A 14,415-nucleotide genomic window follows, 5' to 3' on the forward strand; every position below is an offset into this window, starting at 1 on the left:
GCGGTCCCGGTCAGTCGGCGACCGCCAGCACGGCCCGTCCGACGGCTCGCAGCTCGGTCGCGTCATGCGTCGACCGCTCCCCGGGCACGTAGCGCACCCGCCGCAGCTCACCGCCGCGGAACGGGAAGGAACGGTGCCGCTCGTGCAGCTCCCAGTCGACCGGGCCGCCGTAGTCGTAGCCGACGCTGATGCCCGTGAACGGCGCCATCCCGAGCAGCATCGGCACGTCGTCGATGCGGGCGACCTCGGCGCGGTCCACGTCGAGCGCGACCCGCCACCGCAGTCCCGGCCGCTCGTCCACGCGCAGCACCAGCTCGTGCGACCCCGGAGCGAGCCAGGGGCCGTCCGCCCGGTGCATCGCCCCGTACGCGTTGTACGCCAGCAGCGGCGCGCCGTCGTCGAGCGCGAGCAGGTAACCGCCGCCCTGGTCGCCGTGCGCCACGATCACGCCCGCCGTATCGTCGCGCACGAGCGCGTCGACCTCGACCAGGAACGACCGCAGCACGGTGAGCTTGGACGACCGGAACCGCTCCAGCGGGGGGCGGAACGGGATGAGGTCGACCGGAGCCGACAGGGGCTCCTCGGTGTCGGGCCGCAGCCGGAACAGGGCGCCCTCGTCGTCGAGCGGGAACACGGTGTTGCGCCAGGCCTCCGCGTGCCACCGCGCCGCGAGGGCACGGACGCGTTCCGGGTGCAGGGCCGCCACGTCGCGGGTCTCGGTGGGGTCGGCGGCGAGGTCGTACAGCTCCCACACCCCGCCCTCCGGCCCCTCGTCGCGCGTCGGGGGCACGGTCGACAGCGCCTTCCAGCCGCCCTCGACGATCGCCCGCCGTCCGACGCACTCGAAGTACTGCGCCTCCCGGCCGTCGGCCGCGGGGTCGGCGAGCACGGACGCGATGCTGCCGCCGTCCATCTCGAGTGCCGGCCGTCCGTGCCGCTCGTCGAGCGGGGGCACGCCGCACAGCTCCAGGATCGTCGGGGCGAGGTCCGACACGAACACGAATTGATCGCGCAGGCCGCCCGTCATGGGGGCGTCGGGCCACGACACGATCAGCGGCGCGTGCACCCCGCCCTCGTAGGTCGTGGCCTTGAACGAGCGGAACGGCGTGTTCGACACGCGTGCCCAGCCGGTCGGGTACTGCCCGAACAGCCGCGGGCCGCCGATGTCGTCCACGTCGCGCGGCACGTCGCGCACCCAGCCGTCGGGCATCGCCCCGGAGGCGCCGAACTGGGCGAAGTAGCTGCGGGTTCCGGTCGGGCCGCCCTCCGCGGTGCCGCCGTTGTCGCTTGCGAGCACCACGAGGGTGTTGTCCCACTCGCCGCTGCGCTCCAGGCGCGCGCGCAGCCGCCCCACGCTCTGGTCGATCTCGTCGACCGCGGCCGCGTACACCTCCATGTGCCGGGCGAACAGCCGCTGCTCCTCGGGGTCGAGCGCGTCCCACGCGGGGATGCTCGCGCCGTCGGCGAGCGGGTCGGGCGGCAGCTCGGCGTGCGGGGGCACGATGCCGCGCTCGCGCTGCCGGGCGAACCGCTGCTCGCGCATCCGGTTCCAGCCGTCCTCGTAGCGGCCGCGGTACTTCTCGATGTCGGCCTCCTTGGCCTGGATCGGCCCGTGCACCGAGGTGTGCGCGTAGTAGAGGAAGAAGGGGCGGTCGGGCTCGTTCACGCGCAGGTCGTCGATCATGCCGATCGCGCGGTCGGTCAGCTCGTCGGTGAGGAAGAACCCGTCGGGGAACTCGCGCACGTCCACCACGGAGTTGTCCTGCACGAGCCGGTGCGGGTGGTGCAGCGAGGTGAAGCCGTCCATGCTCCCGAAGTACCGGTCGAACCCGCGCTGCAGCGGCCAGGTGCGGCGGTCGGCGCCGTCGTGCAGCCGCGACTCCAGCGTCAGGTGCCACTTGCCGACCATGAAGGTCGCGTAGCCGCCGGCGCGCAGCGATTCCGCGAGGGTGGGGGCCGCCGCGGGCAGCTCGCACGAGAAGCCGGGGTAGCCGGGGTCGACGTGCGCCACGAACCCGAAGCCCGCGCGGTGCGGGTTGAGGCCGGTGAGCAGCGCCGCCCGCGCCGGGGAGCACATCGGCGCGGTGCGGTAGTTCGTGAACACCCAGCCGTCGCCGGCGAGGGCGTCGATGTGGGGCGTGTCGATCTCGCTGCCGAACGGGCCGAGGTCGCTGAAACCCAGGTCGTCGATCAGCATCACGATCACGTTCGGCGCCCCCGGCCGCGCCCGCCGCGGCTCGGGCCACCACGGCTCCGACTCCGACGTGAACTCCGCCGCCGTGCCCTCGAAGCCCTCGTAGCCGCGGGCGTCTGCGGCCGCCATTCAGCCGGCCCTCCGGATCAGCTCGAAGATGCGCGTGCGCAGCTCCGCGAACGCCGGGAGCGCCCGCGTGGTCAGCTGGTCGCGCGGGCCGAGGTCGATGTCGATGATCTCGGTGACCTTGGCCGGCCGCTCGCCCAGCACCACGACCCGGTCGGACAGGTACACGGCCTCGTCGATGTCGTGGGTGACGATCACGATGGTCATGCCGAACTGCTCGCGGATCCGCAGGCACAGGTCCTCCAGCTCGAAGCGCGTCTGCGCGTCGACCGAGGCGAAGGGCTCGTCCATCACCAGCACCTCGGGCCGGTAGGCGATCGCCCGGGCGATGGCGACGCGCTGCTGCATGCCGCCCGACAGCTGCCACGGGAACTTCGCCTCGGCACCGGAGAGGCCGACCGCGGCGAGCGCGGCGCCGATCCGCTCCTCGCGCTCCGCGGCGGGCAGACGCAGGTGCTTCAGGGGCAGCCGCACGTTCTTCTCCACGGTGAGCCACGGCATGAGCGAGCGCGTGTACTCCTGGAACACGAGGGCCATCTCCTGCGGCGGGCCGTCGATGGGCACGCCGTCGATCGCGGCACTGCCTGCGGTGATGCCCTGGAGCCCGGTGAGGCACTTGAGCAGCGTGGTCTTGCCGATGCCGGACGGGCCGACGATGCAGCACACCTCGCCGGCGCGCACGTCGAACGTGAGGTCGGCGATCACCGGCACGAGGCCGTTGCGGGTCTGGTACGACTTGGCGAGTCCGTCGACGCGCAGGCGCACGGGGGCGCTCTCGATGGTGGTCATGCGTTCTTCTCCTGTTGCTGGGAGGCGATGTACCAGCGCAGCACGCGGCGCCGGAAGAGGGTGAACAGGGCGGTGGCGGCGTAGCCGATGATGCCGAGCACGAGGATGCCCGCCCACATGTCGGGGATCGCGAACGACTGCTGCGCGAGCAGGGTCGCCGCTCCCAGTCCGGTGGAGGAGCCGAGCATCTCGCTCGCGATCATCACGACGAACGCGGTGATGAGGCTGACCTGCATGCCGGAGAGGATGCGCGGCCCCGCGGCGGGCAGCATCACGGAGAACAGCCGCTCGGGGCCGGTCAGCCGGTAGACGCGGCTGACCATGTCGAGCGTCGGCTCCCCCGCCCGCACCCCGTCGATGGTCGAGATGAGGATCGGGAACACCGCGGCGAGGGTGATCGAGAGGATGCGGGTCTCGGTGCCGAAGCCGATCAGCGACACGAAGATCGGCACGAGCGCGACGGGCGGGATCGCGCGGAAGAAGTGCACGGTCGGCTCCACCAGCCAGCTGAGCGGACGGATGAGCCCGAGCACCAGGCCGAGCAGCACGCCGATCACGGTCGCCAGCACGAACGACAGCGCGAGGTTGCCGACCGAGGAGGCGACGTCGACCAGGAACGCCGGCGTCTGCGCGAGCTGCCACAGGCGCTGGAGGATCACCTGCAGCGGCGGGAAGAACGCGTTGGTCGAGGCTGCGGAGGCGACCCACCACAGCACGAGCAGCAGCACCGGCACGGCGATCTCCGCACCGATCAGCACGCCCCGCGGGAGGCCGCCCTGGCCGCGCCTCCTGAACAGGCGCGAGGGGGTCTGGATCGAGGTGGTCAGGGTCATCACACGACCTGCTTCCGGTACTGGGGGTGCCAGTGCAGCAGCCGCCGCTCGCCCCACTGGCTCAGTCCCTGCACGAGCAGGCCGAGCACACCGAGGAGGAGCACGTAGGCGAACAGCTGCGCCTGGTTGCCGCTGATCTGCGACAGCAGCAGGCTCTGGCCGAGACCGGGCCCGCCGCCGAGCAGCCCGGCCACGACCGCGACGACGAGCGAGGTGGGCGCCGCGACGCGGATCGCGGTGCCGATGTAGGGCAGGGCGCTGGGCAGCACGATGCGGCCGAGGATCTCGCCGCGCCCCATGCCGTACGAACGCCCGGTCGCCCTGGCCACCGGATCGGTGTCGAAGACGCCGGCGGAGGCCTGCACGGCGATCGCGATGAAGCAGCCGAAGAACACCAGGAAGATCCCCATGCCCAGGGTGGGCCCGAGCACGAGCACCACCACGGGCAGGATCACGATCGGCGGGATCGGCTTGAGGAACTCGAGGGGTACACGCGTGGCGTGCATCGCGAGCGGCGAGGTGCCGATCGCGACGCCCAGCACCACGCCGATCACGATGGCGAGCACGAGCCCGACGAGCGCCATGGTGAGCGTGTCGCCGAGCGCGGTCCAGGTGGCGGGGGTGCCGAGCAGGCGCACGGCCTCGCCGATCGCAGCGGTCGCGGGCGGCAGCGGGGAGTCGGCGAGGGGCCCGGCGGTCGCGGACCACTCCCAGAGAGCCAGCGCCGCGAGGACGCCGACCGCTCCGACGAGGGGTGGGACGAAGGGGGAACGGGTCATGGTGCTCACTCCGCGGCGACGACGACGCCCTCGAGGTCGACCGGGGACGGCAGGAAGCCGAGCTTCCCGAGCTTCTCGTTCACGCGCTCGAGGTCGATCGGGGCGACCTCGGCGGGCCAGAACGGGAGCTTGACCTCGTCGACCGTGAGCGTCGAGCCGGTGGCGTCGATGCCGGCTTGGATCGCGTCCTCCGGATGCTCGTTCGCGTAGGCGTTGCTCTTGGCGATGGCCCGCTGGAACGCGGCGATCGCATCGGCCTTGCCCGAGAGGGTGCTCTCCCCCGTGGTCCACAGTCCGACGGCACCCTCCTCGAAGAAGCCGACCGACGGGGCGGAGACGAACGTCGCCCCGGCCGCAGCGGCCTCGCCGGTGAACGGGCTCACGAGGCCCGCCGCGTCGACGGTGCCGCTCTTGAGCGCCGCGACCGCGGAGGTGAAGTCGAGCACGACCCACTCGACCGAGGAGGGATCGACGCCGGCGCGGTCGAGGGCATCGGTGATCACGACCTCCAGCTGCGCCTTGCGGGCGGGGATGGCGATGGTCGCGCCCTCCAGGTCGGCGACGTCGGTGATGCCGCTCGCCGCGGAGGCGTAGAGGCCGGTGTCGTCGACCTCGGCCGGGTCCTCGGCGTCGGCCGCGCCGTCGACGTAGCCGTCGGCGGGAGCCACGACCTTGAGCGGCACCCCGCTCGCGAGCGCGTTGAGCAGCGGGATGCTGGGGGCGTAGGCGATGTCGACCTGGCCGCTCTGCGCGGCGGCGAGGCCCGCGGGCGGGTTGGCGACCACCGACGTCTCGATCGCCAGGCCCTCGTCCTCGAAGAAGCCCTGCTCCTGTCCGAGCAGCAGCGCCCCGTCGGAGACGAGTCCGATGGTGGCGACCTTGAGGGTGGTCAGCTCGCCGCCCGCGCCCGAGCCGGAGCCGGAGTCGGCCGGGGACGACGTGCACGCGGCCAGCGCGAGCACTCCCGCCGCGGCGACCACTCCGGCCGCCCGTCGTGCGAGTCGATTCATGTTCATGGAGAACTCCTCTTCGAGTTAGTCACCGGCTGGTGATTTTAAAGATCGTACTCGTGCCTTGCAGGGCTGCGGTTACGATCGGGTTACATTAGTCACCGAATGGTGACGAAAAAGGTCATGCAGATGAGGGTTGATGCAGAGGGGGATATCGATGCCGAAGATCGTCGACCACGACGAGCGCCGCGACCACATCGCCGACGCCGCCACGCAGGTCATCATCCGGGTGGGATTCGACAAGCTCACCATGCGGGAGATCGCGACGGAGGCGGGGTACGCGCACGGCGCGATCGCCCGGTACTTCCCCGACAAGCGCAGCGTGCTCACCGCCGCGTTCCTCCGGCTCTACACGCTCGCGAACGACCGCATCCACGCGCGCATCGAGGGCGTGCGGGGGCTGGAGGCCCTGGAGCGCATGTGCCGCGAGATCCTGCCCTACAGCCCGAACGGCCCGCTGTACGCGAAGGTCGTGATCGCTTTCTGGGACCACGCCTCGCAGGACGAGGAGGTCACGCGCATCCACCGCGTGAACAACCTGCACTGGCGCGACCTGTTCCGCCAGTGCCTGATCGAGGCGCGCGACGACGGCGAGCTGGCCGACCACGTCGACATCGAGACGGCGGTCAACGAGATCGCGTCCCGCAACGCCGGCTGGCAGATGATCTCGGTGCTGATGCCGGACTCCGCGGGGGACGGACGGCTGAACGACGCGCTCGACGCACTGCTGTCGATGCTGCGCCGCCCGGCCGCCCCGCCCTCCCGCTGATCGCACCGGACCCTCCCCCGTCAGCCCGCCAGGACGAAGCGCGCGCCGCGCTCCCCGATCATGGCGGCCGGTGCGTTCGTGTTGCCGGTGGGGACCGTGGGCATGACCGAGGCGTCGACGACGCGGAGGCCGTCGATGCCGCGCACCCGCAGCTGCGGATCCACCACGGCCTCGGCGTCGGAGCCCATGCGGCACGTGCCGACCTGGTGGTGGTAGGTGATGGCGGTGCGGCGCACCCAGTCCTCGACCGCGTCGTCGGGCACGTCCGGCCCCGGGTAGACCTCGGTCGCGCCCCACTCCTCGGCGAGCGCCGGCCGGGTGCCGATGCGGCGGCACTGGCGCACGGAGGCGGCGAGGGCGTCGGCGTCGCGCTGGTCTTCGAGGGCCGCGAGGTCGATCGCGGGCGGGTCGGCGAGCCGCGGCCCGGTGAGCCGGAGCGACCCCCGGCTGTACGGCGTGACGAGACCGGCCATGAGGGTGAAGCCGTCGCTGCCGCGCGGCTCCAGCTCGCCCCACATCGGCACGGAGAAGTGGATGGGCTGGGTGTCGGGTTCTGGCAGGCCCTCGCGGCTCCGCCAGAACAGGTGGCTCTGGGTCACGGAGACACCGGGCTGCGGCGGGCCGACGGGCTTCTTCCCGGTGGCGAAGATCACGGGCGACAGCAGGTGGTCGTGCAGGTTCCTGCCCACGCCGGGCGCGTCGAGCACCACGGGGATGCCGAGTGCGTCGAGCTCGTCGGCCGGGCCGATGCCGGAGCGCAGCAGGATCACCGGCGTGCCGATCGCGCCTGCCGCGAGGATCACCTCGTCGGCGCGCACCTCCTCCGTCTCCTCCCCCTCGCCCAGCCGCACGCCGACCGCGCGGCCGTCGTGCACGATCACGGAGTGCACCTCGCGGCCGGTGAGGATGGTGAGCTGCTCGGCGATCGGCTGCGCGTACGCGGTCCACGTGTTCACGCGGCGCCCGTCGCGCATCGTCACCTGCTCCTGCGAGACCCCGTCGAGCACACCGCCGTTGTAGTTCGGGTTGTGCGGCAGGCCCTCCTGCACGGCCGCCTCGATGATCGACGCCTGGATCGGCGAGAGCGGATAGTCGTCGGTGACCGGGAGCAGGTCGTTCTCGATCGCGGCGAACACCGGCTCCACGTCGGCCCAGCTCCAGCCCGTGGCGCCCTCGCGGTCCCAGCGGTCGTAGTCGGACGCGGCGCCGCGCACCCAGATCATCGCGTTGAGCGCGTGCGACCCGCCCGTGACCTTGCCGCGGGGAAGGTGCAGTCGACGCCCTCCCGCATGAGGCTGCGGCACCGTGAAGAAGTCCCAGTCCTCGGCCGAGTGCCACAGCTCCCCCGCACGGGACGGGTCGTGGATGGCCGGGTTGGTGTCGTAGCCGCCCGCCTCGATCAGCGTGACCGCCACGCCCGCATCGCTGAGGCGCCGCGCGACGATCGCGCCCGACGTGCCGGCGCCCACGACGATCGCGGACCGGATCGCGGGCTGCTCCGACTCCGGGTTCACGGCCGCGCCCGGGTTCACGGTCACGCCCGGGTCCTCGGTCACGCCCGGGTCCTCGGTCACGCCCGGGTTCACTGCCGCGCCCGGGTCCTCGGTCACGCCCGGGTTCACTGCCGCGCCCGGGCCCTCGGTCACGCCCGGGTTCTCGGCTGCCACGGTCAGGCCTTGCGCCCGGGGCCGGACACGACCTGGGTGACCGCGACCGACTTGAGGCCCTCGACGCCGAACTCCAGACCGTAGCCGGAGCTCTTGACGCCGCCGAACGGCACCATCGGGTGCAGGCCGCCGTGCGAGTTGATCCACACGGTGCCGGACTGCATGCGCGACGCGGCCTCGCGGGCGGCCTCGGGGTCGCTCGACCACACGGACGCGCCGAGGCCGACGTCGAGCGCGTTGGCGAGCTCGAACGCCTCGTCCACGTCGCTGTAGCGGATGACGGGCAGCGCCGGGCCGAACTGCTCTTCCTGCACGAGCGCGGCGTCGTTGTCGATGTCAGCCACGATCGTCGGGCGGTAGAACAGCTCGCCGAGGTCGGATGCGGGCTCTCCGCCGGTGACGATCCGGGCGCCGCGGCTCTTCGCGTCTTCCACGAGCCGGCTGACGATGTCGAACTGCGGGCGGTTCTGCAGCGGCCCGAGCACGTTGCCCTCGTCGAGACCGTTGCCCATGGGCACCTGCTCGGCGATCGCGGCGAGTGCGTTCACCACGTCGTCGTAGATCGAGTCGTGCACGTAGAGGCGCTTCATGGCGGCGCAGGTCTGGCCGGTGTTGATGAAGGCGCCCCAGAACAGGTCTTCGGCGATCGCGGCGGCGTCGGTGCCGGGGAGCACGATGCCGGCGTCGTTGCCGCCCAGCTCGAGGGTGAGGCGGGCGAGGTTGCCGGCGGAGCTCTCGATGATGCGGCGGCCGGTCGCGGTGGAGCCGGTGAACATGATCTTGTCGATGTCGGGGTGGGAGGCCAGTCGCGCACCGACCTCGCGGTCGCCGGAGATGCCGATGAGCACATCCGCGGGCAGCACCTCGTTCATGACGGCCAGCATCGCGAGGACGCTCAGCGGGGTGTACTCGCTGGGCTTCGCGACGACCGTGTTGCCCATGCGCAGCGACGGCCCGATCTGCCAGATGGTGATCATGAGGGGCCAGTTCCACGGGCCGATCGCGCCGACGACGCCCGCCGCCTTGTACACGAGCTCGGCGTGCAGGGTCTCGTCGTCGACCAGCACCTGCGGTTCGAGCACGGTGGTGGCGTTGGTGCGCAGCCACGCGGAGCAGGCCCCCAGCTCGAAGCGCGCGTTCGGGCCGTTGAGCGGCTTGCCCTGCTCGCGCGACAGCAGATAGGCGAGGCCCTCCGCGTTGGCGTCGATCGCGTCGGCCGCGGCCAGGAGGAGTTCGCTGCGCTTCTCGTGTCCGAGGGCTTCCCATGCGGGCTGCGCTGCCTTGGCGCGGGCGATCGCATCGTCGAGGTCGGCGACCGTCGCGACGGGGGCGCGGCCGATGACCTCCCGGGTCGCGGCGTCCGGGATCTCCCGGCCGGCACCCTCCGGCGCCTGGATGCGGTCGAGCAGAGCGGCGGCTGCGGACGCGGCGGAATCGGTGGATCCCGAGTCGACGGCTACGGGAACGGCGGAATCGGACATCGGTGTCTCTCCTTCGGCGGGTCACGGCGCGGACGCCGGTCTTCTTCTCATTGTCGGTCGGCCCCTCCGACGACACTTGTCGCGGAGCGCGCCGCAGATGTCTCCGCGCGAAGGATGCGCGCGCGGCGGGCGTGCGGCGGCTCCGCACCGGGGCGCGGCCCCCTCGGCGGTGGGGTGCGCCATCGTCGCGCGGGATCCCACCAGGCCGGCCCCCGCACGAGCGGCACTCCGTCTCGCATGCGGATCTGCCAGCCGGAGGTGTCGAGCGTGCGGTGATGGTGCCAGCACAGCGCGACGCCGTTGTCGGTGTGGGTCGCGCCCCCGCGGGCATGCTCCGTGACGTGGTGGATCTCGCACCAGGCGGCGGGGACGTGGCACCCGGGGATGAGGCACTCGCGGTCCCGCGCACAGATCGCCCGGCGCTGCGCGGTCGTGAAGATCCGCTCGCTCGACCCGAGCCCGATGATCCTTCCGCCCGCTCCGAAGACGACACGCTGCACCGTGCCGCCGCAGTCCGTGTGCACGGCGACCCGGGTCGAGACCGGTGTGCCGACGCCCTCGACCTGCGCCCAGCCTCGTCCTCGGGCGAAGTCCTCGGCGGCGACCGTGACCACCAGGGTCGGGGCGCCGCCACCCAACCGCGGCATGTCGTCGTGGCGGGCCGCGATCCCCAGCGCTGCCGCGAGCGCATCGTGCTGCTTCTGTGCGCGGGTCCGCCCATCGACCATCCCTCCGGCATCTCCGGACGGGAGCGCGTCGTCCTCCGGAGAGACCGGCAGGTCGCCGGCGGAGGCGTCATCGAGATCTGCGGACGGCACGAAGTGGACGCCGGGAACCGGCGGTCCCTCGACCTTCGGGTTCAGGTACGCGTCCCAGATCCGCTGCAGCTGCCCCGCGACCTCGGGCAGCAGCGCACCCTGCTCGATCGGCCCGGTCGCGGCCAGCAGCCCCGTCACGCCGATCGCCCCCTCGACGAGGGCGTCGCGCAGCGCCGGCCACCGCGCCGGGAGCCACTCCCCGGAGGAGAGGTCGACCTCGCGGCGCACCAGCCGCGCGGCCTTCAGTGTCCGTGCGGCGGTCGCCGCGTCCACCCGGAGGACGCGTTGCAGGAGCTCGTTCATCGACCGGCAGCCGAACCGCCCGCAGAACGCCGGCTCCCCCGACCCCGCAGGACGCTGATCGACGTTCGCGACCGCTTCCACGACCACGGCCTCCACCCGTCGCTGGATCTCGCCCGCCACCCGCAGCAGCTCCATCATGTCCCCCGCGGCGAGAGCACTCAGGGTGCCGGATCGCAGCACCGCATCGAGGGCGACGACCGTGTCGCCCAGAACCGCTGCCGATGTGCTCTCCATGGGACGATTCCATCGGGGGCCACCGACATTCGGAGCCGGATAACCCCAGGCCAGAGAGATATTCCGGAACACCCGAGCGACACATCCCGTACCAGCGCGGGCTCGCGGACAGCCCTCGACGGCAGCGCACGACGGGCGCACGATCAACCGCCCGCCCCGTCTCCACGTCGTTCACCCGGGCACCACGTCGCCGTGGCTCGAGCCTCAGGTGCGGTCGTCGTCCTCGAAGATCAGGATCGTGCGGGTCGACCGGATCGAGGGGATCGCCTGGATGTCCTCGAGCACGATGCGGCGGAGGTCGCGGGCGTCGTTGGCCCGCACGAGCAGGAGCACGTCGAAGTCTCCGCCGACCAGGGCGATGTGCTCGATCTCGGGGATCGCCCGCAGCCGGGCCCGCACGTCCTGCCACGTGGCCTGCTCGATCGCGAGGGTCACGTAGGCACTCGCGTGGTGACCCAGCAGTACGGGGTCGGTGCGCACGGTGTAGCCGGTGATGACCCCCGCGTCCGTCAGCCTCTTGATGCGCGCGTGCGCCCCGGCACGGGAGATGTGCACGGCCTCGGCGATCGCGGTCATCGACGCCCGCGCGTCCCTTCGGAGCTCGGCGAGGATCGCGCGATCCGTGTCATCCAGGGCCGTCATGGCACCCCTCTCATCCCGGTCTGAATCCTGACATTGTGAACGCCAGATCCGCAACCATCGTGCAATCGTCCACGATCTGACCGGGGATATTGGATGACTGTCGCGACCGGGGCATGCTGTCCTCATCGAGTTCGGCGAGGAAGGCGGACGATGCTGCACACGGACCTGCTGCCGCGGGACACCGCGGTGAATCTGATCACGGCGGACGGCACGACCGTCCACGACGAGGCCTACGCGCTGCCTGACGCGGACACGCTGCTCACCGCCTACCGGGGTCTGGTCGAGGGCCGCCGCATCAACGAGCAGGCCAACGCGCTCGTGCGACAGGGGCGCCTCGCCGTGTACCCGTCCTCGCACGGGCAGGAGGCGTGCCAGGTCGCGGCGGCCATGGTGCTCGGCGACCGGGACTGGCTGTTCCCGACCTACCGCGACTCGGTCGCCGTGATCGCCCGCGGTGTCGCTCCGGCCGAGGCTCTGGTGCTCCTCAAGGGCGACTGGCACTCGGGGTACGACGTCCGCGCGCACCGGGTCGCACCGCAGGCCACTCCCCTGGCCACGCAGCTGCTGCACGCGGTGGGGTTCGCGCAGGCGGCGAAACACCGCGGGGAGGACACGGTCGTGCTGGCCCTGTGCGGCGACGGCGCGACGAGCGAGGGCGACTTCCACGAGGCGATGAACTTCGCCGCCGTGTTCCACGTGCCGGTCGTGTTCTTCGTGCAGAACAACGAGTTCGCCATCTCGGTGCCCCTGTCGCGCCAGACGGCCGCTCCCTCGCTCGCCCACAAGGCGATCGGCTACGGCATGCCGGGCCAGCGCGTCGACGGCAACGACGTCGCGGCCGTGCTGGCCGTGCTGACCGAGGCCGTGGATCGCGCGCGGGCGGGCGGCGGGCCGTCGCTCGTCGAGGCGCACACGTATCGCATGCAGGCGCACACGAACGCCGATGACGACACCCGCTACCGCGAGCGCGACGAGGTGCAAGCGTGGATCGCCCGTGACCCGCTGCTGCGACTGCGCGCACACCTGACCGCCGCGGGCGCGCTCGACGAGGACACCGAGAAGCGCTTCGCCGCCGGGGCGGAGGAGATCGCCGCCGCGATGCGCGAGGCGCTCAACACCGACGCCGACCTCGACCCGGAAGACCTGTTCCGCTTCGTGACCACGAGCCGGTCGCCTCAGCTCGAGGAACAGTGGCAGCTGCTGCACGGCGAACTCGAACGAGACGGGCTCGCCCACGCCGCAGCCGCGACGAACGGAGGACAGCGATGAGCATCGCCGAGCACGACACCCGTCCCGCGGCCCCCGCCGACACGGCCCCCGCCGACATCGCGAACACCGAAACCGGCGGCACCGACGCACCGGACGCCGCGCCCGCACCGGCCACGATGACGATGGCGGCCGCCCTCAACCTCGCGCTCGCCGACGCACTGGCCGCCGATTCCGACGTGGTCGTGTTCGGCGAGGACGTCGGCGCGCTGGGCGGGGTGTTCCGCATCACCGACGGCCTCACGGCCCGCTTCGGCGAGGACCGCTGCTTCGACACCCCGCTCGCAGAGTCCGGCATCATCGGCACGGCGGTCGGCATGGCCATGAACGGCCTGCGCCCCGTGGTCGAGATGCAGTTCGACGCGTTCGCCCTGCCGGCGTTCGAGCAGATCGTCAGCCACGTCGCGAAGCTCGGCAACCGCACGCGCGGCGGCATCCGGATGCCCCTCGTCATCCGCATCCCGTTCGGCGGGGGCATCGGCGGGGTCGAGCACCACTGCGACTCGTCCGAGGCCTACTACGCGCACACCCCGGGGCTCACGGTCGTCAGCCCGTCCACCCCGCAAGACGCGTACTCGCTGCTGCGCGCGGCGATCGCCTCGCCCGACCCCGTGGTGTTCCTGGAGCCGAAGAAGCTCTACTGGTCGAAGGGCGAGGTCGACACCACCGTCACGGCCGAGATCGGCTCCGCGCGCGTCGCCAGGGACGGCACCGATGTCACGCTGCTCGCCTACGGCGCCTCCGTCGCGCTCGCCCTGGAGGCGGCCGAGGTCGCGGCGGCGGAGGGGCGCAGCGTGCAGGTGGTGGACGTGCGGTCGCTGTCTCCCTTCGACGACGAGACCGTGACCGCCGCCGTGCGCTCCACCGGGCGGGCTGTCGTGATCTCCGAGGCGCCGGGCTTCGTGAGCGTCGCCTCGGAGATCCAGGCGCGCGTGTTCGAGCGGTGCTTCGAGTACCTCGCCGCGCCCGTGCGCCGCGTGACGGGCTTCGACACCCCGTACGCGCCGCCGAAGTTCGAGCACTGGTATCTGCCCGACGTCGACCGCGTGCTCGACGCGATCGACACGCTGCACTGGGACGAGGACGCATGAGCACTCCCGTGAAGACCGCCGTCCGCGTGTTCCGCCTGCCCGATCTCGGCGAGGGGCTCACCGAGGCCGGGCTCGTGCAGTGGCTGGTCGCGGTGGGCGACACGATCGTCACCGATCAGGCGATCGCCGAGGTCGAGACCGCGAAGAGCGTCGTGGAGCTGCCGTCGCCGTTCGCTGGTGTGATCACGGCGCTGCACGGCACCCCGGGCGACACGATCGACGTCGGCGCCCCGGTCCTGGAGGTCGCCGACCCCGGACACGTGCCGGACGACGCCGCGGGCACGCCAGACGCCGACCCCGCCGCGACGACCGAGCAGGAGGCGTACCGGCAGGAGGAGCGCGCCGGCTCCGGCAACGTGCTCATCGGCTACGGCACCTCGGCGTCGACCACGAAGGGCCGGCGCCGCCGCCCC

Annotated in this window: 13 protein-coding genes; 4 read left to right on the top strand and 9 right to left on the bottom strand. The window is 72.2% G+C overall.

Annotated features, from left to right (window positions below; translation table 11 throughout):
• Positions 1-10 precede the first annotated feature (10 nt).
• From DW299_RS01030 to DW299_RS01050, 5 genes are read right to left on the bottom strand one after another with little or no spacing between them, the layout of a single operon-like run.
• Positions 11-2,323, bottom strand: coding sequence for an arylsulfatase (locus DW299_RS01030; RefSeq protein ID WP_136035326.1), 2,313 nt, complete (start codon positions 2,321-2,323; stop codon positions 11-13).
• Complete coding sequence (locus tag DW299_RS01035; protein ID WP_136029137.1) at positions 2,324-3,109, bottom strand: ABC transporter ATP-binding protein; 786 nt, start codon at positions 3,107-3,109, stop codon at positions 2,324-2,326.
• Positions 3,106-3,942: an ABC transporter permease gene (locus tag DW299_RS01040; RefSeq protein WP_136035327.1), complete on the bottom strand. Its 837-nt coding sequence runs from the start codon at positions 3,940-3,942 to the stop codon at positions 3,106-3,108. Before DW299_RS01040 ends, DW299_RS01035 begins: the two co-directional genes overlap by 4 nt.
• On the bottom strand, positions 3,942-4,721 hold the full coding sequence (locus DW299_RS01045; RefSeq protein WP_136035328.1) for an ABC transporter permease: 780 nt from the start codon (positions 4,719-4,721) through the stop codon (positions 3,942-3,944). Before DW299_RS01045 ends, DW299_RS01040 begins: the two co-directional genes overlap by 1 nt.
• A gap of 5 nt (positions 4,722-4,726) precedes the next feature.
• Positions 4,727-5,737: an ABC transporter substrate-binding protein gene (locus DW299_RS01050; protein ID WP_136035329.1), complete on the bottom strand. Its 1,011-nt coding sequence runs from the start codon at positions 5,735-5,737 to the stop codon at positions 4,727-4,729.
• A gap of 151 nt (positions 5,738-5,888) precedes the next feature.
• Between DW299_RS01050 and DW299_RS01055 the strand changes: the two genes are divergently transcribed.
• Complete coding sequence (locus tag DW299_RS01055) at positions 5,889-6,500, top strand: TetR/AcrR family transcriptional regulator (RefSeq protein WP_136035330.1); 612 nt, start codon at positions 5,889-5,891, stop codon at positions 6,498-6,500.
• Between the two features lie 20 nt (positions 6,501-6,520).
• Here DW299_RS01055 and DW299_RS01060 read toward each other — a convergent pair whose 3' ends face one another.
• The 4 genes from DW299_RS01060 to DW299_RS01075 form a co-directional block, all read right to left on the bottom strand.
• A complete protein-coding gene (locus tag DW299_RS01060; RefSeq protein WP_136035332.1) occupies positions 6,521-7,987 on the bottom strand; it encodes a GMC family oxidoreductase in 1,467 nt (488 codons plus the stop codon).
• A gap of 182 nt (positions 7,988-8,169) precedes the next feature.
• A complete protein-coding gene (locus tag DW299_RS01065) occupies positions 8,170-9,648 on the bottom strand; it encodes an aldehyde dehydrogenase family protein (protein WP_206251592.1) in 1,479 nt (492 codons plus the stop codon).
• A gap of 47 nt (positions 9,649-9,695) precedes the next feature.
• The gene (locus DW299_RS01070; RefSeq protein WP_136035331.1) at positions 9,696-11,003 is read right to left on the bottom strand and encodes an HNH endonuclease signature motif containing protein; all 1,308 of its coding nucleotides are present in this window, start codon (positions 11,001-11,003) and stop codon (positions 9,696-9,698) included.
• Positions 11,004-11,207: 204 nt separating this feature from the next.
• Positions 11,208-11,645 (bottom strand): Lrp/AsnC family transcriptional regulator, encoded by a 438-nt coding sequence (locus tag DW299_RS01075; protein WP_205812604.1) that lies wholly within the window; start codon positions 11,643-11,645, stop codon positions 11,208-11,210.
• 150 nt (positions 11,646-11,795) lie between these two features.
• On the opposite strand from DW299_RS01075, the gene pdhA reads away from it, so the two are divergent.
• From pdhA to DW299_RS01090, 3 genes are all read left to right on the top strand, one after another.
• Positions 11,796-12,914: a pyruvate dehydrogenase (acetyl-transferring) E1 component subunit alpha gene (gene pdhA, locus DW299_RS01080; RefSeq protein WP_136029125.1), complete on the top strand. Its 1,119-nt coding sequence runs from the start codon at positions 11,796-11,798 to the stop codon at positions 12,912-12,914.
• Positions 12,911-14,002 (top strand): alpha-ketoacid dehydrogenase subunit beta, encoded by a 1,092-nt coding sequence (locus DW299_RS01085; RefSeq protein WP_446724773.1) that lies wholly within the window; start codon positions 12,911-12,913, stop codon positions 14,000-14,002. Before pdhA ends, DW299_RS01085 begins: the two co-directional genes overlap by 4 nt.
• Positions 13,999-14,415 (top strand): biotin/lipoyl-containing protein (locus DW299_RS01090; protein ID WP_342589041.1); only part of this gene is annotated, 417 nt, incomplete at its 3' end. The genes DW299_RS01085 and DW299_RS01090, both read left to right, overlap by 4 nt.

Source organism: Microbacterium sp. K35, assembly GCF_004794375.1.
GTDB classification, from domain to species: Bacteria; Actinomycetota; Actinomycetes; order Actinomycetales; family Microbacteriaceae; genus Microbacterium; species Microbacterium sufflavum.

What these genes read in the sequence shown, in the direction of transcription:
- DW299_RS01030 (WP_136035326.1), bottom strand. Translation starts at nt 2,323, where the DNA reads ATGGCGGCCGCAGACGCCCGCGGCTACGAGGGCTTCGAGGGCACGGCG.
- DW299_RS01035 (WP_136029137.1), bottom strand. Translation starts at nt 3,109, where the DNA reads ATGACCACCATCGAGAGCGCCCCCGTGCGCCTGCGCGTCGACGGACTC.
- DW299_RS01040 (WP_136035327.1), bottom strand. Translation starts at nt 3,942, where the DNA reads ATGACCCTGACCACCTCGATCCAGACCCCCTCGCGCCTGTTCAGGAGG.
- DW299_RS01045 (WP_136035328.1), bottom strand. Translation starts at nt 4,721, where the DNA reads ATGACCCGTTCCCCCTTCGTCCCACCCCTCGTCGGAGCGGTCGGCGTC.
- DW299_RS01050 (WP_136035329.1), bottom strand. Translation starts at nt 5,737, where the DNA reads ATGAACATGAATCGACTCGCACGACGGGCGGCCGGAGTGGTCGCCGCG.
- DW299_RS01055 (WP_136035330.1), top strand. Translation starts at nt 5,889, where the DNA reads ATGCCGAAGATCGTCGACCACGACGAGCGCCGCGACCACATCGCCGAC.
- DW299_RS01065 (WP_206251592.1), bottom strand. Translation starts at nt 9,648, where the DNA reads ATGTCCGATTCCGCCGTTCCCGTAGCCGTCGACTCGGGATCCACCGAT.
- DW299_RS01070 (WP_136035331.1), bottom strand. Translation starts at nt 11,003, where the DNA reads ATGGAGAGCACATCGGCAGCGGTTCTGGGCGACACGGTCGTCGCCCTC.
- DW299_RS01075 (WP_205812604.1), bottom strand. Translation starts at nt 11,645, where the DNA reads ATGACGGCCCTGGATGACACGGATCGCGCGATCCTCGCCGAGCTCCGA.
- pdhA (WP_136029125.1), top strand. Translation starts at nt 11,796, where the DNA reads ATGCTGCACACGGACCTGCTGCCGCGGGACACCGCGGTGAATCTGATC.
- DW299_RS01085 (WP_446724773.1), top strand. Translation starts at nt 12,911, where the DNA reads ATGAGCATCGCCGAGCACGACACCCGTCCCGCGGCCCCCGCCGACACG.